The sequence below is a fragment of the Pseudohalioglobus sediminis genome, assembly GCF_008370495.1.
Classification (GTDB): domain Bacteria; phylum Pseudomonadota; class Gammaproteobacteria; order Pseudomonadales; family Halieaceae; genus Halioglobus.
Genome location: NZ_VTUX01000001.1, coordinates 737,601 through 757,818 on the forward strand (window position 1 = coordinate 737,601; position 20,218 = coordinate 757,818).

Consider the following 20,218-nt stretch of genomic DNA (forward strand, 5'->3'; position numbering starts at 1 on the left):
CTTCCAGTAATACGGGCCGGATGCGGCAGGGCTCAAAGACTGCCTTCGAGCTGCAGCCTGTAGTTATCGCCATCCGGTCGCGCAAGCAGTTGCAGGGCCTGGCGCAACTGCGGGTCATCGAGCCCGGGGCCAGACAGCTGCATATCGAGCCGGTATTCGGCTCCATCCAGTGAAGCCGCCCCCTCGGCCTGCACATCGCCCGATAGCGTGATAATGCCGGCATTGAGGAGCCCCGCCTCCGGTGTACTCAAGTCCGCGGCATAGCTTCCCAGCGGTCGGCGCCCCTGCGGGGTCAACCAACCAGCATTCTGCCAGACCACTCGACCATCCGCTTCCTCAGGCAGACCCTGTCGGATCACCAGCAAAGGCAACTGCAAATTCACAGATCCGGCCAGCGAAACCGGCAGGTAGCGGCGCAGCACACCGGCGTCAAAAACCGCATCGACGTCTTCGAGTGTTACATCCTCGGCACCACTGAGCGTCACCCGGGCGCGCAGGGTTTGCCGACCCCACTGGCTGTCCAGCGTCAGGCGGGGACTGAAGACGAACAGGGACATTGGCGACAGCTGCCAGTGCAGCTGCCCCAGGTGCAGCCACTCGTCGCCTGAGGCAACCAGGGCGCGAGCCGCCGTACCCCGCCACAGCGTGCCGCTGACGCCCTGCAACAACACCCGATCAGCGGGCAGCACCTGCAACACCAGCCTGGCCGGCGCTGTAGCCAGCAACACGACAACCAATGCCAGGCCGACCAGCAGCCAATACCAACGCCGTGAAACCATCAGCCTGCCTGTGCCAGACGGACAGTGGCGTTTACACGGCCGGGGCTCCCGGCCTGGGTGATGGACGCCTCGCGAACAAGCAGGCCCTCACGGTACTCCATCTGGTGCAACCAGGCGACCAGGTCATCAAAGGCGGCATTTTCTAGGCGCACCTGCACTTCACCTCGACTGTTGGGCTGTAATCGGTTGACCTGCAGGCTGAAGCTGCCGGTGGAGCGGTTTATCAGGCTGGTCAGGTTACGTCGGGCTGCGCCACTGCCGGCGCCTGTTTCGCGCGCCTGCAGTATCTGTGAAACCAGCATATCCACGCGCTGCAGCGACTCGGCTACACCCTGGTTCTGCTGCGCCATCTGGTCTTTTGCCCTGTCCAATGGCGCCACCAGCACCATGAACAATAGATATACGCCAACCGCCAACGCCATCAGCAGCAGGCTCAGCTGTTCTCGCTGGGTCAGGCCGGCAAACCACTGTTTCATGAGCCCTCCCCCACACGCAGGCGCGCACGCACCTGATCGCCCTGGGCGCTGCTGTTCTCCAGCGTCGCCTGCAAGCCGTTGGCAGCGAAACCTGCGCGGATGCGCTCCACTGATTCGTAATTGGCGGCCAGCAGATTCAGGCGCATCTCCTGTGCCTTGTCGTTATAGTTGATACTCACAATGCTGCCCTTGCCCTCGGCAACGACATTGCCCACGCGCGCCATCATACTGACAAAACCACTGCTACCCGAGCTGCCGCTCAGCGTGTCGAGTTGTCGGCGAAGCTGTTTCTCCGCATCGACCACCGCTCCCCGGGGCATGGCCTTGCGATAGGTTTCCTGTACCGCCGTACGCAAGGCCAGGTTCTCTGCCCGCAGCTGTCGGTACTCCATGTAGGTGGACAACATGTGCACGCCCACAGCGACCGCGAACAACACCGCCACCTTGCGCCAGTCCTGCCACCAGCGCCGCAGTGGCAGTCGCACCGCCCAGTCACCCTGGCGCAGGTTCAGCGTCGGCTCGGGCAGTTCGGCAATGAGCATGGCGGCGTAGAGGTCCCCGCGGCGCCACTGCACGCGATCCCGCAAGTCTGCTGGCAGCAGTTGCGTGTCCGCCTGCTGGTCCTGGCCATACAGCACGATTTTTTCCGGAGCCGGGCCGGCCTGTTCCAGCGCCTGCAGCAACAGCGGCATCATCTCGCGCTCGGCGCCAAAGCCGGCGCAGGGACCGCTGCGCACAATGGCGTTGTGATCCTCGAGCACGACACACCATTCGCCAGGCTGCCAGGGCAACAGCAACGGCTCCGGCAGCCACTGGTTGACACCCTGGTAAGGCGCAAGCTTCGCTGTAAAAGCCTCCATGGAGGCCTGCCTGCACACCGCCACGGCGTAGTCCAGTTCACCGAGCGCACAATGGGCAAAGTGCAGCTCGCCAATATCTTCAGCCAGTTCTTCTTCCAGGGTGAAGGGGAGGGATTTATCGAGGTGGCGGCGCTCTTCCGGGGCGATCTGCAACGATAACAGCCGCACTTCTGCCGCCGGAACGGCAAACACGGGCTGCAGGCTGCGCTGCGCCAGTTGGTTGCGCAGCGACTCCCTTGCCTGTTCGCTATCCAGCCACTGGGGGCCGTCACTGGCGCCCGGTGGATACCAGGCCAGGCGCCCTTGCAGCAAACGGATTACAGCGACTTCTCGCAAGCTTCTTCTCTCTTCGGTTGGGGGAGCGACACACGCGCGTCGGCGATACGACTGAGCACGCTTACCTGCCGGTCCTTGCGCTGCAGCACACTGTACAAGCGCTGGTTCCTGCCGGCAACTTCAACCCGTGCCCGCAGCAAAAAATACGCCGATTGCTGGCCCAGAAGTCCGGCCATCTGCGTCTGCAGCGCCTCTTTGTTGTCGGCCAGCACCGGATGGGAAAGGAAATCATCCAGATCGGCAAAACCATTCTCACAGCGGTAATCGACCAGCGCCAGGCCCTGGTCCACACTCAGGGGGGCCAGTTCGTCCCGCGGCGCGATGGAGCGTAACACCACAGATGGCGCAGTATGGATATTGAGCTTCCCGCCCGACTGTGGCCAAACCGTCACCCAGGGCTGCAGGGCCTGGTAGAGTTCTTCAGTCATACCCTGCACGGCGCGCAATTCACTGATACTGGACATGGGACGATTGGCTACCCGGTAGGCGGGGGTCAGGCCGGCGTAGATGTCGTCTTCGGCACCTTCCTGACGTGGTTGCGTGTCGGCATCCACCCAGTCGCTCACGGCCTGGGTAATGGCAATGGCCTGCTGCTGGTCAATTTCCGGGCCGGCAACCGCCTGTAACAGTCGAATAAACTGGGCCTGGGCTACAGTGAAACGGGGCGCGCCCGAGCCACCTTCCCGCGGCTCTGCCAGCAGGTTCAGGTTGAAGCGACCCTGCAGGTCCTCAAGTTCGCCAGCCAGCCAGCCGCCCTCTTCCAGCGGGTACGGCACCTCTTCCCGAGCCCACACGTCCTGCAGCGTATCCTGCGGCGCATCGGCCTTGGCATCAGCGTCGTAATCTGCGAGCAGGGCCAGGGTGGCAAGACCCTCGGCGCCGCGCAGATAGGCCCGGGACTGCTCGGCGATAAACAGGTTTGAACCGCGCTGGTAGAGGCGGGAGAAGTCGCTCTCCATGGCCACCACCAGTGCCGCACAGAGCGCAAAGATGAGCATGGCGGCGACCAGCGCTGCGCCCTGCTGCCTGCCGCGACTGCTAGAGCGGGGGTAACGCATAGATACGCCTCATCTCACCCCAGTCGCTGAGCACCAACCTGACCTCCACCGCCATGGGCGCGCTGACACCGGCGCCGGGGCGGGAGCTGTCGGCTACCCAGTTCTCCGGCCAGTTGCGGGTATCCAGCTCGGTGCCGGTACCGAGACTGCGCGCATTTTCCGGGCTGTCCAGAAACAACACCCGGATTTCCTCCACCCCTTGCAACAGCTCCGCAGAAAGCGGCTCGGTCTCCCCGGCGCGGTCCAGCACCGGGTAACTGTCGCGCCACAGTGTCTCCTCTTCCAGGCGATAGTTGACACGCTGCAACTCCGGGCGGGCATGCCCGAGCGGGTTGTGCCAGCCGGCGCGGGTCAGGCTGAGCGGGAACCGCGCTGCCATACCGCCCTGCAACGCGGGTTCCACGTCGCCGAATTCGTCGCGCACAGGCCGCGGCACAAACTGGTCAAGATCCCGGGAAATCATCATCCATGCCCGATTGATCTCATACACCCGCTCCGCCGTGGCCTGGGTATTTTCCACGCCGTTGAGCACGGTGGTGAAACTGGTATAGGCAATCGTCGAGACTACTGCGGTGATCGCCAGGGCAATCAGCACCTCTACCAGCGTGAAGCCTTTTTCCGTATCAACCATCATCCGGGGCCGCCTCCGTTGCAGACTCCACCTTCAGGTCGGCGGGCAGGAAGGCAACCAGTGTATACAGTGGCTGCTCCGCATCGCCCTCATCCAGGGCGACGTCGATTTCCACGCGGTAGAAAAGTGGCACCTCGGTGAGGGAGCTCTCCACCCACCAGTACCAGTCCCGCTCAGCCATGCTTGCGACACCGCTGTCGCGGCCGCGCAGCAGGTCCCGGCGCGCGTAGGCCAGGATGCGGAGTTCGGCGAGTTTATTGGCCGCCACGGCGTGCGCCATGGACTTGTCACGCAGATACCCGGTGGCATCCACCTGGCGGCTGAGCGCCACCATCAGCGCGGGCAGCGCCAGGGCCACAATGGCCAGTGCCACCATCACTTCAACCAGGGTGAAGCCTGCAGTTTTACGCCCACTCACGGCAGCACCTCGTCATCCAGCTGGCCGCGACGCAACAGCCGGAAATTGCCAAGCAGGTCCCACTCCATGCGCCACAGCAACTCACCGGTTTGCGCATCGCGAATATCCAAGATGCCGGGAACGGTTTCGCCACTGGAATAGAACACTATCTGCGGGGTGGGGTTTTCCGAGACCGGGACCAGGGACTCCGGCTCCTGGATCACGCCATCGATCTCAAGTTGAACTTCCAATCCGGGCGGCAACGTGGATGATGCGAACACTTCCCTGCCATCGTCGGGGCTACGCCATCCGGTCGGCCCCTCGGCATACCAGTCGGCGTGATAGCGCCACTCGCCGGCCTCGTCCTCCATGCGCAGCCGGAGACCGTGGTTGATGCCGGTAAACTGGGCTTCATCAAGTGCGTAATTGGCGCTGTCTGCCAGCCCCTCAACCGCCGCCTTGAGCAGTATGTCGCGGTCGCCGGAACCGATATTAAGCGTGACCAGTGAGGTAACCATCACGATTACGAACAGGGTAACCAGCAATTCCAGCAGGCTGAAACCCTGCTGCCGGCGGCAACGCACGCTTACTGTTCCGTATTTTTCCAGTTACCGATATCGGCATTCTGGTCCTCGCCGCCGGACAGACCGTCAGCACCGAGACTGTAGATATCCACCTCGCCGTTTTCCCCCGGGCTGAGGTAGAGGTAAGGCCTGCCCCAGGGATCCAGGGGCACTTCCGGAAGGTAACCACCCTTCTTGAAATTGCGCGGCACCGGATCCAGCGAACTGGGCTCCACCAGCGCTTCCAGGCCCTGCTCGGTAGTCGGATAGACGTAGTTATCGAGACGGTAGATCTTCAGCGCCGTCTCTATCTGCTTGAAATCCGCCTGAACTTTCTGCACTCGTGCCTCATCGGCCCGGTTGAGCACCGTGGGCGCCACCACGCTGATGAGCAGCCCCATGATGACCAGCACCACGAGGATTTCCACCAGCGAGAAGCCACCATTCCTGTAAGCTTTCATATCGTTAATTCACCATTGTATTCAGATCAAATATAGGCAGGAGAATCGCCAGCACAATCAGCAGGACCATTCCTCCCATCACCACCACCATCAGTGGCTCAAACAGGGCCATCATCGTGCCCAGGGTCATTTCCAATTCACGTTCCTGGTTGCTCGCCGAGCGTTCCAGCATGGTCTCGAGGTCACCGCTGGCCTCCCCGCTGGCAACCATGTGCACCATCATCGGCGGGAAGCGCCCGCTTTGTTGCAGCGCCCGGTTGAGACTACTGCCCTCGGCGACAAGTTCCGCCACGGCAATACTGTCATCGCGCAACACCAGGTTGGTCAACACCTGCCCGGCAATACGCAATGCATCCAGCAGGGGCACGCCACTGGCCATCAGGATACTCAGCGTGGAAGCAAAACGGGCCGTATCCAGGGCAATAATCAATCGCGACAGCCCGGGCACCTTCAGCAGAAAGCGGTGCCATCGGCGGCGCCGGGACTCTTTCCGCAGGTAGCGGCGTGCCAAAAGCAGGGAGGCCACCAGGCCGAGCAACACCCAACCACCCCAGGCGCGGAAAAAGTCGCTGCTGGCAATCAGCACCCGCGTCAACCATGGCAGCTCCCGACTGGAGTGCGCGAAAATACCCACCAGTTCAGGGACTACAAAGATCATCAGCGCTACTACCACGGCGATCGCCACGCCAACGAGTATGAAGGGGTAAATCATCGCCATCTTCAGCTTCTGGCTGGTGTACTGGCGCTGCTCGGTGTAGTCAGCCAACTGCTCGAGCACCGGACCGAGGAAGCCCGCATGCTCACCCGCGGTGACCATGGCACGATACATTTCGTTGAACACCTGCGGGAACTCCGCCATGGCGTAAGCGAGCGTGTAGCCCTCGGAAACACGCGAGCGCACCTGCAGTAATAACGCCTTGATTCGGGCGCTGCGATTCTGCTGCGCCGCGGCCTGCAGCGCCTCGTCCAAAGGCAGGTTGGACTGCACCAGCGTCGACAATTGCCGTGTCACCATCGCCAGGTCGCTGACGGAAATACGCGGCTGCAGGAAGCGGGGCCGCCATGCCGGGCTGTTGGCGGCGCTGCGATTGGCCTCCGATACTTCCACCGGGCGCAGCTGACGGGACCGCAACTGCCCGCGAACCTGGCGCTCGGAGTCACCCTCGAGAAAACCCTTGACCAGTTTGCCCCGGGTATCGAGTGCACGATAGCGATAAGCGGTCACGGCCTGACTCCGATCAGCTCACCGAGGTCACGCGCATCACTTCAGCAAGGCTGGTTTCACCCGCGAGTATGCGTCGACGCCCGTCGGCCTGAATGGAGGGGTAGAGCTGCCGGGCGTGAGCCAGCATGTCCTGCTCGCTGGCGCCCTCGTAGATCAGGGTGCGCAGTGTGTCATCCACTTCAATCAGCTCATAGATGCCGGTACGCCCGCGATAGCCCGTGTAATTGCAGCGTTTGCAGCCCTTGGCTTGGTACAGGGTGATCGCCTCGCCGCCGGCGTCCACCTGCAACAGTTCCCGCTCCGCTTCCGTGGCCACCTCGCCTTCACGGCATTCCTGGCACAGCAGGCGCACCAGTCGCTGTGACATCACCGCAAGCAGGCTGGAAGAGACAAGGAAAGGCTCGATGCCCATATCCTTCAGGCGGGTGATGGCGCCGATCGCGGTGTTGGTATGCAGCGTCGACAGCACCAGGTGACCGGTTAACGACGCCTGCACCGCGATCTCACCGGTTTCCAGGTCGCGGATCTCACCGACCATGACCACGTCCGGGTCCTGGCGCAAGATGGCGCGCAGGCCGCGCGCAAAGGTCATGTCGACCTTGGCATTGACCTGGGTCTGCCCCACCCCGGGCAACATATACTCCACCGGATCCTCAATGGTGAGGATATTGCGTGAGGTCTGGTTGATGTGGGCGAGGCCGGCGTACAGGGTGGTGGTTTTACCCGAACCGGTAGGACCGGTAACCAGGATGATACCGTGCGGGCTGTGCAGGTGGCGCTGATAGGCCTCGAGAACCTGTTCGTTCATGTTCAGCTGCTGCAGCTTCAATTGCCCCGCAGCGGTATCCAGAAGGCGCAACACCACGCGCTCGCCGTGCGCCGAGGGAATCGTGGACATGCGGATATCCACGGAGTGGCCGGCAATACGCACTGAGATGCGGCCGTCCTGCGGCACCCGTTTTTCCGCAATGTCCAACTTGGCCATCACTTTCAGGCGGGACACCAGCAGCGGCGCCAGCGCGCGCTTGGGAGACAGCACCTCGGCGAGCACGCCATCGATGCGATAGCGGACACTGAGGCGGTCTTCGAAAGTTTCTATGTGTATGTCGGAGGCCTGCTCCCGCACCGCCTGGGAGATGATGGCGTTGATCAGGCGAATTATGGGCGCGTCATCTTCCGCTTCCATGAGGTCACCGGATGCGGGAATTTCCTCGGCCAGCCGGGACAGGTCGACATCGGCGCCGATGTCTTCTGCCATCTGCACTGCCTCGTTGTTGTCGCGCTGGTAAGCCAGGGTCAGGCGACGCTGAAACTCGTTCGCATCGACCTCTTCCAGGGCAAAGGCGTCGCCGAGGAAGCGCCGTAACTCAAGCAGCACCTGCAGGTCAGGCTGCCCCTGTGACAACACTCTGGGTCCATCGCTGCTATCCAGCAACAGCACACCCTTTTGCTGCGCAAACGCGAAGGGCAGACTGCGCCGCCCCACTGGCTGGTCTTCCAGTGGCGGCGCGACGATTTCTTCAACCGGCGTCACTGAGGCGCCGCCCCGGTTTCGGCATCCTGCTTTATCTCCTCAAGCTGCTGCACCTGATCTTCCCACTCCGGCAGTACCGGCAGGTTACCGTCGTCCAGGAACTGCAGCCCGCGTTCGCGACGCAACAGCTGCTGCTCGCGGATATACCGGTATTTATCAGCGGTCGCGCCGTCGAGCTCCTGGCTGTCGCGGATAATGGTAGGACGGATAAAAATCAGCAGGTTGGTTTTATTCACCTCGACACTGTCGCTGCGGAACAGGCGCCCCAGGAAGGGGATGTCACCGAGAATGGGCACTTTCTGCTGGCCATCCTGGACCTGGTCCTCTATGAGGCCACCGAGTACGACTACCTGGTTGTCCTGTGCCAGCACCTTGGTCTGGATCTTGCGCTCGCTGGTAATCAGGTCGGCGGCGTCAGATATCTGTGACGCGCCGACGATGACATTGGATACCTCCTGCTCGATCTCCAGCACCACGGAATCACCCTCGTTGATCCGCGGCGTTACTGCGAGCGTTATGCCTACATTCTCGCGTTCTATGGTCTGGAAGGGGTTGGTCGCACCCTCACTCGATCCCGTATTGGTGAACGAACCCGTGATGAACGGGACATTCTGGCCCACGGTGATGTAGGCCTCCTGATTGTCCAGCGTGAGCAGGCTGGGTGTGGACAGGATATTGGCGTTACCCTGGGTCTTCAGCGCGTTGAGAATCACGGTCATGGTCAGGTCATCGTCGACACTGCCCCAGCCCAGCGAGAGCCCGGGAATGCCGGCCAGTGCGCCAGCGAGCTCCTGGGCGCCGAACTCACCGTCATTGTCACCGTCATCATCGTCATCCGGCGGCCCGATAGCCCCGGCAAGCCGCTCGGCGGTGCTCTGGCTGTTGATATTGCTACCGTAGAAACCCTCGTCATTGGCAAACAGCCATTGCAGGCCGAGCTCCTGGGCGTCTCCGGCGGTCATTTCCACGATAATGGCTTCCACCAGCACCTGTGCGCGACGGATGTCCAGGCGATGAATCACGGCTTCGATTGCCGCCATCTCGTCGGCATCGGCGGTGATAATCAGTGCGTTGGTACCTTCATCGGCCTCGATAGTCGAGGTATTGGAGGATGAACGCGCTACCTTCTTGCCCTCCGCACTCTCCAGGCGCTCCATATTCTGCATCACCTTGGTCAACACCTCGGCGATTTCCTTGGCCTGGGCATACTCGAGGTAGACCACCTTGACGTTACCGCTCTGCTCCAGGGGCGTATCGAGGTGGCGAATCAGCTTGGCCATGCGCGCGCGTTCCATCTCGTCGCCACTGACCAGGACACTGTTGGTGCGCGAATCTGGCACCAGCAGCACCTCGGGTTCGGCGCCACCGCTCTGCTTGGCCTCGGATTTCTTGAGTTGGTCCAGCATGCCCACCACGTCTTCGGCCACCGCGTAGCGCAGGCGGATGATATCGGTCTTCTGCACCGCGGACTGGTCCATGCGCTCGATGATCTCGCGGATACGCTCGATGTTGGCTGCCACATCGGAAATGATGATGGCGTTGCTGGGCGCATAGGCGGCCATGTGCGCCTGCTGCGGCACCAGGGGCCGCAACACCGGGATGAGCTTGGCAGCGGAGATATTTTCCAGGCGTATGACCTGGGTCACGTATTCATCGCTGGAGCGCTGGTTTTCGTCCGCCACCGACACCGGTGCAGAGCGCGCGTCCTTGCTCTGGATTACCCGCACCACGCCGCCAGAGCGCACGGCTGCATAGCCGTGCACATCCAGAATTGAGAGGAACAGGTCGTATAGCTCGTCTTTCGAGACCGGCTTGCTGGATACCACCTTGACCTTGCCCTTCACAGCCGGGTCGACAACGATGGTGGTTCCGGTCACCTCGGAGACAAACTGGATCAGCTCCTGAATATCGGTCTCTTTCAGGTTGACGGTGTAATCCTGCGCGAACAGGGGAGCCGATGGCATCGCCAGCGCCAGTAGCGTGACAAGGCAGGTGGCGCGTGCGCGGCGCTGGAATGCGTTCACTAATGTGTTTCCTCTGTAAAAATCAGGTGCGGCCACGGCCTATTCCCCCTCCGCCGCGAGACTGACGCTAACGGAAACTTCCTGGCCGCCGCGCTGCAGCTCAAAGACCGCCTCGGTGGCACTGCGCATGGTCTGGTAGAGACGCATGGTATTGGCGGGGTCGTTCAGGGCTATGCCATTGACACGGGTAACCAGGTCACCCGGCTTGAACCCGAGCCGCGTAAACTGCTCCTGGTCCCGGCCCGGGGCGATGCGATACCCCATCAACGCGTCGCCCTCGCGTACGGCGCTGATGTTCACCACATCGGCCAGCGACTGCGGGTTTTCATAAAGCCTGTCGCGGTAGCCGCGAGCCAGATCCGTCGCCGCCTGCTCGTCGCGCTTGTCGATAACATCGGGGGCGCCACGATTTGCCGGTGCATTGATATTGGTGCGCACAGGCGTGCGCGGCTGCCGCTCTGCCTCGACAGCAAGCTCCGTGTCCTCGAATAGTGTCAACAACTCGTAGTTGCCATTGTTATCCAGCACCACCTGGCGGGGCATCACCTTGGCCAGCACCACGTTGCCGGAGACTGGCAGGCTGTCGTCAACGGCATAAACGGCCTGTTTCTTGCGATGTTCGATAATGGCATGGCCAAGGCCATCCTCGGTGGAAGCGATCACACCACGCAGCACCAGTTGCAGGCGGGTCTCGCGGGCATTCTTCTCGATGCCGTCCCGGGACTCATCCGACGCCGGCTCCGCTTCCGCGACCGCAGGCAATGCCTCGGCCGAGACGGCTTCGCCAAACAGGTGCCTGCCACGTAATTGCTCTATATCGACCGGCGGCCGGTCAGCACCCTTTGGCGCCTCGGTGAGCGGATTCATGATCTGCATTCGCTCAGGTACCGTCGATTCTTTTGCCGGCAGCAGCGCCCAGACCAGTTGCACCGCAGAGACCACCAGCCACAGCCCCAGCAGCGCCATCAGCACCTGGCGCAGCCGTCGCGCGCGCTCGGGCTGCGCCAGGCCGCGCAGCGCTGACTCCAGCGAGGCGCTCGCGCGTGCACCGACATCTCCAGACTGACTGAGCCATTGGGCTGGCAAGGGATTCTCACTCGTTTACGGGAAAAATGGGCCGGACAGTCGCCGGTATGTTCTTGTGACTTGATTATAGGGGGGGAAGTTCAAAGTTAAAACCGCGCTGCGGCGCTATATTACACATTCCGCAAACGAGTTTCGGAGGCCCTCAGCCCTGCCAGAAGTGGCGCAATGCGCCCAGCAGCAGTGACAGCCCCACCAGGGGCAGGATCCAGCGGCTTATACGCTGCATTTGCTCTGGCTCCATTGGCTTTGCAGTGCGCTCCAGAATCACCACCAGCAGCGCGAGACCACCAAAAATGGCAATCAATACCATCACGAGGTTGCTCATTTCGTCTCCATGGGCGCCTGACCGCGCCTGACCTGTTCATACCAGCGCGAAGGGTTATCGATCTCCCCCTGCGCATTGAGCGGCGGATAGGCGAGCCCGCGCTGCCTGCAAAAATCCCTCACTGCGGGGTGCCCCCACTCAAACAGCAGCCGCTCGTAGGCAGCAGCATCCAGCCGTGGCCGCTCATAATAACCCGCGCGCTCGCGCTGGCTCTGGGCCTCGGCGAGAATAATGCCAGCCGCCACCGAGACATTGTAGGAGGCGACCATACCCATCATCGGAATGGTAATGCATTGATCGACATGGGCTAGCACCCCGGCACTGATACCGCGACGCTCAGCCCCCAGGACAATCGCGGTTGGCAAGGTGTAATCCACGTCTCGGTAATCCATGGCGCCAGGTTCGAGGTGGGCAGCCAGTAGCTGGAACCCGCGCTGCTGCAGTGGAGTCAGTGCCTGGGCCGGCTGGCGGTAATTGCGCACGGTGACCCAGTCATGAGAGCCCATGGCGGTACCGCGAAAAGCGACGTAGTCCTCGTCTCCAATCACCGCGTGCAGGTCCTGCACCCCAACGGCATCGCAGCTGCGCACAATGGCGGACAGATTGCGTTGCTTGTTGACGAAGTCGGTTACCACAGTGAGATCGGGCTGGCGACGGTCCAGCACGCTGCGCAATTTCGCAATACGCTGCGGGGTCACAATAAATCAGCCTGTTTCAGCGCCAGGTTTGCAGTCGCAATCGATGAACACGGCAGAGCCATGCCCAGTCAGCCCACAACCAGGTACGCCTCGGGCAACTGGTCGAGACTGCTGACAGAACACTCAAGATCCTTCACCAGCCCATCGCGCAGGGAGTACACCCAGCCATGCACCGCCAGCTCCTGGCCACGCGCCCAGGCCTGCTGGGTGATACTGGTGTGGCAAACATGCGCCACCTGGGTCATCACGTTCAACTCACAGAGGCGCGACAATCGCTGCTCTTCGTCGGGGATCGCGTCCAGTTCCTCACGATACTGCTGATGCACGTCACGAATATTGCGCAACCAGTTGTCTGCAAGGCCATTGTCGCGATTCTCGTAGGCAGCGCGGATGCCGCCACACCCATAGTGCCCCACCACTATGACGTGTTTCACTTTCAGCACCTCTACCGCGTACTGCAGCACGGTAAGGCAGTTCAGGTCTGTGTGCACCACGATATTGGCGACATTCCGGTGCACGAACACTTCGCCGGGCAGCAATCCGATGATCTGGTTGGCGGGTACCCGGCTGTCAGAGCAACCAATCCAAAGGTACTCAGGGCTTTGTTGCGCCGCCAGTTTTTCGAAGAATCCGGGATCCTCGGTCTTGACTTGTTCCGCCCATGACCGGTTGTTGTCGAACAGTTTTTTTACGTCATCAATCAAAGCTATTTCCTTACACCAACAGCGTCGCCAGTCGAGAAAGCACTATCGTATTTCCGCCCCTGGCGCGGGCGTCTTCCAGCGCCTTGGTTCCTGCCGAGCGCATCTGCACGGCCAACTGCTTCATGTCCACGGCCGGGTATTGTCGCGGCTCCCAGGTCACCAGCCCAATACTTATCGTGGTTTGCAACACCGCCCCGCGACCATCATCAATTGAGAACTCGTCTATGTCCCGCCGCATCCTCTCGGCGATATCACTGCCAAGGGATTCATCGCTACCCGGTATCAGCACCGCGAGATGCGCCTCCTCCAGCCGGGCCATCATGTCCGTGGCGCGCAGGTCCGAGGATATGCGTTGCGCGACTTTTTTCAGTACCAGTTGGCCACGCTCCTCGCCGTAGTGCTTGAACAGGTCCGCGTACTCGTCAATCTCCATCATCAGCAGACTGAGCGGTTTGTTGGCCCGCCTGGCGCGCGCTATTTCACGGTCTATGTCGCGTTCAAAGCCAAGCGCATTACTGGCATGCGTGAGTGCATCAACCATGGTTAGCTGGGATATCCGCTGGTGCGCGATTGCCTGCACCAGGCAACGGGAGATTATCGCCGCCAAATGCGCCAGCAAGCCCTCTTCCGCGTCACCCAGGTTAATGCTGTCTTCGCCAATACCGACGTGCAGGCTACCGATAAGCCGGCCCGCATCGGTCAACGGCAACAGCAGCGCATAGTCGATACCGTGCTCGGACTTCAGCACCTCGAACATGCGCGAATCCGTCGCGTCGATCAGTTCGATATCGGGCTCCGCCCCATAGAGCTCCTGCATGTCAAACGCATCTGACTGTAATTGCAGGTAGCGGCCGTATCTTGCCCCGCCCACTATAAGCCCCGACAGCGCGTCATCAGGATCGTGCAGCCAGAGTTCAGACACCCGGAAAGAGAAATGCCGCGGCAGGCTCACGATAAGCACTTCCAGCAGCGCATGCAGGTCTTCTGCGTCGAGCAGCATGTGTTCCAGCTGCTGGGTCTGGAAATAGAGATAGCGATTGAGCTTGATGGTCTCTACCAGGCGTCGCTCGCGCAATTCCGCCCGGGATGCAACCGGTGGCGCGCCCTGGATCTCCTCTCCCTGAACACCCCCATTACCCTGATTTTCAACCATCGATCCACCGCACCACGTGAACAGCCGGACTTAAAGCCCGAACGCATTGTTATTGGCCAGTCAGTGTAAGCCCCCTATAATCCCGATGCAACGACACACCCCGGATCCGGCTCACGCCGCCCCGAGCACGCACAACTGGAGGGACAAGCATGATGCTGACAGCAGAATTGAGCCTGTATCCACTGCGGGAAGACTACATTCCCGTTATCAAGGCCTTTATCGAGGAGGCAGCTGCGCAAGCCGATATTACCGTCATTACCAACGCGATGAGTACCCAGCTGCGCGGTGAATGGGACGCGGTATTCTCCGCGGTCAGCGCTACGCTGCAGGCGAGTGCTGATCGTTTCGGCAAACAGGTGCTGGTATGCAAATTCATTCCCGGTGCACTCGACATCGAGGGATGATTTTATCTCACACAGAGCAAAACACGGGCTTACGCCTGCAACAAACACTGGCGCAGTGGCGCCAATGGCGCTGTGATCCACCGCTGCCCGGGGCACCCCACCTGCTGCACCCCCTGCAGGGAGGACTCAGCAACTACAACTATCTGGTACAAGCCGGGGCGCAGAAACTGGTTATCCGGCTGGACGGCGTGAACCCCGCCAGCCATGGCCTCAGCAGGCAGGCGGAATGGCTTGCCCTGCAAAGCGCAGCCAGTGCCGGCATCGCGCCGATGCCACGCTACTTCAATCCGGAGCTCGGCGCCCTGGTAACCGACTTCCATGAAGCGGAGCTTGCCCGCGAACCCTCTGTGCAGGAGCTCAGCAGGCTGCTGCGCAATATTCACGCCTTGCCACCCCGGCGCCACCGTGTCGACCTGGGAGATCGCTTTCAAAACTACCTCCACCAGGTGCAGCGCGGTGGCACCCCCGGCCTGCCCGCCGACCACCGCAAGCGCCTGGACGCGCTGCTGACACAAAGCCGGGAACTTGACCAGACGGCGCCCGTTCTCACGCACAACGACCTGTTGCCCGCCAACCTGCTTTGCTGCCGGCAATCCGGCAACTGGCTGGCCCTGGACTGGGAGTACTGCGGCATGGGCACTCCCTGGTTTGACCTGGCAGTGGCCAGTTTCGGCCAGGGCCTGGACGAACAAGGTCGGCACCAGTTACTGGAGAGCTATCTACGCCGGCCTCCAACACCACAGGATAGCGAACTGCTGCGCATCTACGGGGCATTAGCGGCCTACATGTCACTGGTCTGGCATCTCGTCACTGACCCCGAGGAGGCCGCGTCTTTGCTGGAACAGCGCCTGCCGCAATTCGAGGGAGAGGTACCCTCACCTTAATGCCAGATCCTGTTCACAATGACGCGCTGGTATCCGGTTGGTGAGTAAGCATCACTGGCATGTACTCGGCGCAGGTGCCATTGGCTGCCTGTTCAGCCAACACCTCGCCTCGGCGGGCTGCGCCGTGACGCTGTTGACGAGAGGGCAACCGCAGAGCCCCTGCGCCCGCATCCGGATACAGGAAAACGGCGTCACCCGGGAGGCCGAGGTTGCCGTTGCGCCGGGAGCCGACCGGGGGCGCGCCGCGCAGCTTCTGGTTGCCACCAAGGCACCCGATATCGCCGGCGCGCTGGCGTCGATCGAGCATCGTATCGACGCAGAAACAGATATTGTCCTGGCGGCCAATGGCATGGGCTTTGTCGAGCAATTAAAGGACATGCTGCCAGGCAAGCGACTGTACCTTTGCATCACCACTGAGGGCGCCCACCGGCTGGCGCCCTTGCATGTCTGCCATGCGGGTCGCGGAGTCACGCGGCTGGGAAGCGTCGACGGACTGGCACAGCCATCATGGTTTGCCGACTGGCCGGGAGGAGAACTGCAGCAATGTCTGTGGGATGCGCACGTCGACATCGCCGCATGGGATAAACTCACCGTGAACTGCGCCATCAATCCACTGACAGCTCTGCACCAGTGCCGCAATGGCGAACTCGGCAGCTCACCGATACTGCGCCGTAAAGTAGCAGTGCTTTGTGATGAAATAGCAGAGGTCAGCATAGCCCGTGGGCGAAGCGAAACCGCGGAGGCCCTGCGCACAAGGGTTCAGGCGGTTATCGCAGCAACTGCGAACAATCGCTCATCCATGCTGCAGGATGTGGCCGCAGGCAGGGTCACGGAAATCGATTACATTACCGGCTACCTGGTCCGGGAGGCAAAACGACTGGGCGTAAATACGCCCCTCAACCGCGAGCTTTTATCAGAGGTAAGTGCACTGCATGGCTGAGATAAACACGACCACTTTTATCATCGCACCGGTGCTGTTGGCCCTGGTCAGCGTCACCGGCCTGATGGCCAGCGACTATCACGATATTCTGCCGGGGCGCTTCGTTTGCAAACCCCTGGCGTCACTGGCATTCATCTGGCTGGCGCTGCTACTCGGGGCGATGGACAGCAGCTACGGGCAATTACTGCTAGTAGGACTGCTGCTCGCCGCGGCAGGCGACATCTTCCTGATGTTTGAATCCAATGCGGCCTTCATGTCAGGGCTGGTCGCATTTTTATGCGGCCATGTGCTGTACGCGCTGGCATTTCTCCAGTTGCCACAACACGCCAGTGCACTGGCCATCTCGCTGGTACCCGCGCTGACGCTGCTTATCGGCACCCATTTCTGGTTGCGCAAGCACCTGCTCGGCCCAATGCGTTTTGCGGTACCTGCCTATATCTTCGTGATCGGCACGATGCTGGTGCTTGCCGGTGGCAGCTGGGGCCAGCCGGGTACCTGGTTAATCATTACCGGGGCATGGGGTTTTGCGATCTCGGACCTGTTCGTGGCACGCCGCCAGTTCGTTAGCACGGACCCATGGAACAAGCTGCTCGGCACACCGCTGTATTTCGGCTCGCAGATGCTGCTGGCCGCGTCAGTGGCATTTTACGCCGCCTGATTCAGCGAAACAGATCGCGACTGTTCTCGCTGACGACGGCCGCCCAGGCGCTCTCTGGCAGCCCGGGCACAAAGGTGGCCTGACGATAATCGAAGCCATCGGTACCGTCCCGGGTGACAGAGAATGCACAGATCACCTCGTCGCAGCGCAGTGCGGTGTTTATGACATGCCTTGGCTCCACACCGGCAAGAGAGGCGTAATAGGCGCGAGGACGCACCGAACCGCTGACATGTAACGGCCCGAGCTCACTCTCTACCGCGGCATAGACCAAATCCATCAACCATTCGCTGTCTATTTGGCCGGGTATGTCCTGATGCGACAACAGCCGCACCTGCGCGGCTTCGAAGTGCACGCGCACAGGCCGCTCCTCCAATGCCAATGCCAGCGGTACGCCGACTCCGGCCACAACCAGGCCTGCTAGCGCGAACCGCGTTGATACACGTAGACGACGCAGTTGCTGCCAGAGACGACCAGCCACTGAATACTCCAGGCTCGACCGGCCCCTGCGCCGCAACGGACGCGGGATGTCCAACGGCACATCCACAGCTGACTCCGGGCGGAAATAGGGCGCCGCCTCGCGCTGCAGGCTCTGCAGGCAATGCAGGGGCTGCTGGCGCTGCAGTGTGCGCAATGTGCCACGCACGGGATGGGTGTTTTGTGGGCGCTGGCCCGGATCAAGCCGAAGCAGCGAGTTGATCAATACCAGCAGAGCCTCAGGCACATCAGTATCGACCGGCAGCCGGGGCCGGATATCGACCTCCCGCCGCGTAAGTGAGCCGGGATCTGCATTGAGTTCGCGCAAAAGCAGGTGCTCTCCCGTGAGCAATCGGTACAGCAAGGCACCCAGCGCAAACAGGTCACTGCGCAGGTCAAGCGGCACACCGGCCAGGTGCTCCGGCGTGAGTGCGGCAGTGCTCGTCGAAGTCCCGGGCTGATCATCCTGCAGGTGCCTGGCAACGCCAAAATCCGTCAGTTTCACAGAACCGTCCAGGGTTATTAACACATTGCCCGCCTTGAGATCGCCATGCACCAGGCGCTGCTGCCGCAGCGCGCTCAGGGCCGCGGACAAATCGGCCCCGACGGCCAGTATGCTGGACAGACTCAGCTTGCGACGCTGCAACAGGGATTCCAGATCAACGCCGGGGACGTATTCCATCACCAGGGCAATGTGCCCGGCGGACTTGATCAGGTCATATACCTGCACCACGTAAGGCGAATTGATATGCGCCGCCTTGCGCGCCTCGGCGAGGGCTCGTCGCCGCGCCGCAACGCCGGCGGGGAGCCGGTCAATCTTGATAGCGACCTTGCGTCGCAGGCGGTTATCGTAGCCAAGATATACCTTGCCCTGTCCGCCCTCCTTGATGAGCCGTACGATGGTGTAGGGGCCAATACGATTCTCCGCCACCGGTCAGCTCCCGTGGTGAGGCCCGACAGCGCGCAGTCGCGCCCTGAGCGCGGACGCGGACACTTGCAGCTCTGCCGATACCGCGTCAATATCACCGCCATTACGGGCCAGCGCTGCCTCCAGCGTGGCCGCCGGGATGTCGCGGGCACGGCGGTAAAGCTCCGACTGATCAATACGACGGTACACCGATTGGCGACTGACACCGAGGAAGGCGGCTACCGGTGTAATCTCCCAGCGATGCCGGGTCATCGCGGCGGCGAACTCGGCCTCGCTGATCTCGCGCATCCTGCGTGGCGCAGTCTTCGCCGGCGCGTCTGCTTCGACCGGGGCCGGCTCCTCCAGCAGCACTGCGGGTATAACAGGCGCTGTTTCACTGGCGACGACCACCTGCGTGGCGTAGTTCTGTAACTGGCGGACGTTGCCAGGCCACGCATAGCGGGCAAACACAAAGAATAGCCTGGCCCAGCGGGCGAGATGCATTGGCGAACTGTCCGGCTGTGGCAGCAACGCGGACCGGTGTTCGCGTTCGCAGGCGTGACGCAGGAAATGCAGCAGCAGGGTGCCGATATCCTCGGGATGCTCACGCAGCGGCGGGATCTCGACTTCCAGCGCGCCCAGGCGATACCTGAGTGCCGATTTAAAGTCGCAATCACCCTCATCCAGCGCCGCATCGGTCGCCGAGATGACCCGCACATCCACTGTTTCGACTGCCCCACCCACCACCTGCACTTCCCTCTGCTGCAGGGCGCGCAGAAGCTGTGGCTGGACCTCGACAGCGGTGTCCCCTACCTCATCAAGAAACAGCGTGCCGCCGTCCGCCTCCCGGAAAAAACCGCGCCGCGCCCTGTCGGCGCCGGAAAACGCCCCTCGCGTATTGCCGAACAACAGCGCGGTGGCGAGTGAAGCCGGTATCGCCGCCATGTTGACCGTGACCATAGGGGCGCCTGCACGAACGCTACCTGCGCATATTGCACGCGCAGCCATTTCCTTACCGACCCCGGTTTCACCGCGTATCAACACATCCTGATCGCTGGCGGCGGCCCGTGCCAGCTGCCCCCGCAAGTGCTGCATGAGCGGACTTTCGCCAACGAAACCGGGAATGGCCTGCTTGGAGGGCGTAACGGGAACGCACCGGCGCAACAACAGTACAACAGCATGCGCAAGCAACAACGGCACGCCCTGCTGCAGTTCAGCGTCGGTGACAAACAACTCATCCACTTCGCTGGCGCCCACCCGGCAACGGCTGGCCTGCTGCGGCCGGGACAACCTGACGCCGCCCGCTTCCACCGACAACCGCAGTGCCCGCCGGCTGAGGTAGGGATCTTCAAGCGCAGCTTCTTCCACAGCGCCGGGGGCAGCAAACAGCGGTGCGTGGCGGCCGAGCATCCAGCTCGAATCCGCGCTGTCGAGCACGGCCTGCTCACCAATACGCTCGACATCCGGGTGGAAGAGGATAGTGCAGTGTAAACACGGGGCAAGGCCGGCCTCGGCGACGGCATCGCCAAGTGTAGGCAGGGTAGTTTCGCTGTAGTGAGTATGGGACATGTTCCGCAGCCGCCACAAAGACGCCGATGGCGCCGGTTACCCCAAGCTTAGCAGCTGTTGCAAAAGTTGCCG

22 protein-coding genes are annotated in these 20,218 nt (G+C 61.8%); 4 read left to right on the forward strand and 18 right to left on the reverse strand.

Translation table 11 applies throughout. The features are described from left to right. Positions 1-32: 32 nt before the first annotated feature. From F0M18_RS03175 to F0M18_RS03250, 16 genes are all read right to left on the reverse strand, one after another. Positions 33-779: a type II secretion system protein N gene (locus F0M18_RS03175; protein WP_149609917.1), complete on the reverse strand. Its 747-nt coding sequence runs from the start codon at positions 777-779 to the stop codon at positions 33-35. Then, the gene (gene gspM / locus F0M18_RS03180; RefSeq protein WP_149609918.1) at positions 779-1,255 is read right to left on the reverse strand and encodes a type II secretion system protein GspM; all 477 of its coding nucleotides are present in this window, start codon (positions 1,253-1,255) and stop codon (positions 779-781) included. The genes F0M18_RS03175 and gspM overlap by 1 nt, the downstream gene beginning before the upstream one ends. After that, the gene (gspL, locus tag F0M18_RS03185; RefSeq protein WP_149609919.1) at positions 1,252-2,451 is read right to left on the reverse strand and encodes a type II secretion system protein GspL; all 1,200 of its coding nucleotides are present in this window, start codon (positions 2,449-2,451) and stop codon (positions 1,252-1,254) included. Before gspL ends, gspM begins: the two co-directional genes overlap by 4 nt. Beyond that, positions 2,433-3,509 (reverse strand): type II secretion system minor pseudopilin GspK, encoded by a 1,077-nt coding sequence (gene gspK / locus F0M18_RS03190; RefSeq protein ID WP_188109568.1) that lies wholly within the window; start codon positions 3,507-3,509, stop codon positions 2,433-2,435. The genes gspL and gspK overlap by 19 nt, the downstream gene beginning before the upstream one ends. Next, a complete protein-coding gene (gene gspJ / locus F0M18_RS03195) occupies positions 3,490-4,143 on the reverse strand; it encodes a type II secretion system minor pseudopilin GspJ (protein ID WP_262500803.1) in 654 nt (217 codons plus the stop codon). The genes gspK and gspJ overlap by 20 nt, the downstream gene beginning before the upstream one ends. Next, positions 4,133-4,558 (reverse strand): type II secretion system minor pseudopilin GspI, encoded by a 426-nt coding sequence (gspI, locus tag F0M18_RS03200; protein WP_149609920.1) that lies wholly within the window; start codon positions 4,556-4,558, stop codon positions 4,133-4,135. Before gspI ends, gspJ begins: the two co-directional genes overlap by 11 nt. Then, positions 4,555-5,121 (reverse strand): GspH/FimT family pseudopilin, encoded by a 567-nt coding sequence (locus F0M18_RS03205; RefSeq protein WP_149609921.1) that lies wholly within the window; start codon positions 5,119-5,121, stop codon positions 4,555-4,557. The genes gspI and F0M18_RS03205 overlap by 4 nt, the downstream gene beginning before the upstream one ends. Positions 5,122-5,123: 2 nt before the next feature. Continuing rightward, positions 5,124-5,561 carry a type II secretion system major pseudopilin GspG gene (gene gspG / locus F0M18_RS03210; protein WP_149609922.1) on the reverse strand — a complete coding sequence of 146 codons (438 nt, stop codon included), beginning with the start codon at positions 5,559-5,561 and terminating at the stop codon, positions 5,124-5,126. Positions 5,562-5,565: 4 nt separating this feature from the next. Beyond that, positions 5,566-6,786: a type II secretion system inner membrane protein GspF gene (gspF, locus tag F0M18_RS03215; RefSeq protein ID WP_149609923.1), complete on the reverse strand. Its 1,221-nt coding sequence runs from the start codon at positions 6,784-6,786 to the stop codon at positions 5,566-5,568. Between the two features lie 13 nt (positions 6,787-6,799). Then, the gene (gspE, locus tag F0M18_RS03220) at positions 6,800-8,320 is read right to left on the reverse strand and encodes a type II secretion system ATPase GspE (RefSeq protein WP_149609924.1); all 1,521 of its coding nucleotides are present in this window, start codon (positions 8,318-8,320) and stop codon (positions 6,800-6,802) included. Beyond that, on the reverse strand, positions 8,317-10,284 hold the full coding sequence (gspD, locus tag F0M18_RS03225) for a type II secretion system secretin GspD (protein WP_149610117.1): 1,968 nt from the start codon (positions 10,282-10,284) through the stop codon (positions 8,317-8,319). The genes gspE and gspD overlap by 4 nt, the downstream gene beginning before the upstream one ends. 99 nt (positions 10,285-10,383) lie before the next feature. Continuing rightward, positions 10,384-11,430, reverse strand: a complete 1,047-nt coding sequence (gene gspC, locus F0M18_RS03230; protein WP_262500804.1) for a type II secretion system protein GspC — start codon at positions 11,428-11,430, stop codon at positions 10,384-10,386. A gap of 142 nt (positions 11,431-11,572) precedes the next feature. Beyond that, positions 11,573-11,755: a hypothetical protein gene (locus F0M18_RS03235; RefSeq protein WP_149609925.1), complete on the reverse strand. Its 183-nt coding sequence runs from the start codon at positions 11,753-11,755 to the stop codon at positions 11,573-11,575. Then, entirely contained in the window at positions 11,752-12,453 is a 702-nt protein-coding gene (gene trmH, locus F0M18_RS03240; RefSeq protein WP_149609926.1) for a tRNA (guanosine(18)-2'-O)-methyltransferase TrmH, read from the reverse strand. The genes F0M18_RS03235 and trmH overlap by 4 nt, the downstream gene beginning before the upstream one ends. Before the next feature lie 68 nt (positions 12,454-12,521). After that, entirely contained in the window at positions 12,522-13,154 is a 633-nt protein-coding gene (can, locus tag F0M18_RS03245; RefSeq protein ID WP_223177905.1) for a carbonate dehydratase, read from the reverse strand. A 13-nt stretch (positions 13,155-13,167) separates the two neighbouring features. Continuing rightward, the gene (locus tag F0M18_RS03250) at positions 13,168-14,310 is read right to left on the reverse strand and encodes a GGDEF domain-containing protein (RefSeq protein WP_149609928.1); all 1,143 of its coding nucleotides are present in this window, start codon (positions 14,308-14,310) and stop codon (positions 13,168-13,170) included. Positions 14,311-14,459: 149 nt separating this feature from the next. On the opposite strand from F0M18_RS03250, the gene F0M18_RS03255 reads away from it, so the two are divergent. From F0M18_RS03255 to F0M18_RS03270, 4 genes are read left to right on the forward strand one after another with little or no spacing between them, the layout of a single operon-like run. Beyond that, positions 14,460-14,714, forward strand: coding sequence for a YkoF family thiamine/hydroxymethylpyrimidine-binding protein (locus F0M18_RS03255; protein ID WP_149609929.1), 255 nt, complete (start codon positions 14,460-14,462; stop codon positions 14,712-14,714). Beyond that, positions 14,711-15,598 (forward strand): phosphotransferase, encoded by an 888-nt coding sequence (locus F0M18_RS03260; protein WP_188109569.1) that lies wholly within the window; start codon positions 14,711-14,713, stop codon positions 15,596-15,598. The genes F0M18_RS03255 and F0M18_RS03260 overlap by 4 nt, the downstream gene beginning before the upstream one ends. A gap of 40 nt (positions 15,599-15,638) precedes the next feature. Beyond that, the gene (locus F0M18_RS03265) at positions 15,639-16,538 is read left to right on the forward strand and encodes a ketopantoate reductase family protein (protein WP_188109570.1); all 900 of its coding nucleotides are present in this window, start codon (positions 15,639-15,641) and stop codon (positions 16,536-16,538) included. Then, on the forward strand, positions 16,531-17,196 hold the full coding sequence (locus tag F0M18_RS03270; protein ID WP_149609932.1) for a lysoplasmalogenase: 666 nt from the start codon (positions 16,531-16,533) through the stop codon (positions 17,194-17,196). Before F0M18_RS03265 ends, F0M18_RS03270 begins: the two co-directional genes overlap by 8 nt. A gap of 1 nt (position 17,197) precedes the next feature. On the opposite strand, the gene F0M18_RS03275 is transcribed toward F0M18_RS03270, so the two are convergent. Both F0M18_RS03275 and F0M18_RS03280 read right to left on the reverse strand, forming a co-directional pair. After that, entirely contained in the window at positions 17,198-18,601 is a 1,404-nt protein-coding gene (locus tag F0M18_RS03275; protein WP_149609933.1) for a serine/threonine protein kinase, read from the reverse strand. Positions 18,602-18,604: 3 nt separating this feature from the next. Continuing rightward, the gene (locus F0M18_RS03280; RefSeq protein WP_149609934.1) at positions 18,605-20,146 is read right to left on the reverse strand and encodes a sigma 54-interacting transcriptional regulator; all 1,542 of its coding nucleotides are present in this window, start codon (positions 20,144-20,146) and stop codon (positions 18,605-18,607) included. Between the last annotated feature and the right edge of the window lie 72 nt (positions 20,147-20,218).

Bases quoted from the DNA above. Each gene is read 5' to 3' on its own strand.
- F0M18_RS03175 (WP_149609917.1), bottom strand. From the start codon at position 779: ATGGTTTCACGGCGTTGGTATTGGCTGCTGGTCGGCCTGGCATTGGTT.
- gspM (WP_149609918.1), bottom strand. From the start codon at position 1,255: ATGAAACAGTGGTTTGCCGGCCTGACCCAGCGAGAACAGCTGAGCCTG.
- gspK (WP_188109568.1), bottom strand. From the start codon at position 3,509: ATGCGTTACCCCCGCTCTAGCAGTCGCGGCAGGCAGCAGGGCGCAGCG.
- gspJ (WP_262500803.1), bottom strand. From the start codon at position 4,143: ATGATGGTTGATACGGAAAAAGGCTTCACGCTGGTAGAGGTGCTGATT.
- gspG (WP_149609922.1), bottom strand. From the start codon at position 5,561: ATGAAAGCTTACAGGAATGGTGGCTTCTCGCTGGTGGAAATCCTCGTG.
- gspD (WP_149610117.1), bottom strand. From the start codon at position 10,284: ATGCCATCGGCTCCCCTGTTCGCGCAGGATTACACCGTCAACCTGAAA.
- F0M18_RS03235 (WP_149609925.1), bottom strand. From the start codon at position 11,755: ATGAGCAACCTCGTGATGGTATTGATTGCCATTTTTGGTGGTCTCGCG.
- F0M18_RS03250 (WP_149609928.1), bottom strand. From the start codon at position 14,310: ATGGTTGAAAATCAGGGTAATGGGGGTGTTCAGGGAGAGGAGATCCAG.
- F0M18_RS03255 (WP_149609929.1), top strand. From the start codon at position 14,460: ATGATGCTGACAGCAGAATTGAGCCTGTATCCACTGCGGGAAGACTAC.
- F0M18_RS03260 (WP_188109569.1), top strand. From the start codon at position 14,711: ATGATTTTATCTCACACAGAGCAAAACACGGGCTTACGCCTGCAACAA.
- F0M18_RS03270 (WP_149609932.1), top strand. From the start codon at position 16,531: ATGGCTGAGATAAACACGACCACTTTTATCATCGCACCGGTGCTGTTG.
- F0M18_RS03280 (WP_149609934.1), bottom strand. From the start codon at position 20,146: ATGTCCCATACTCACTACAGCGAAACTACCCTGCCTACACTTGGCGAT.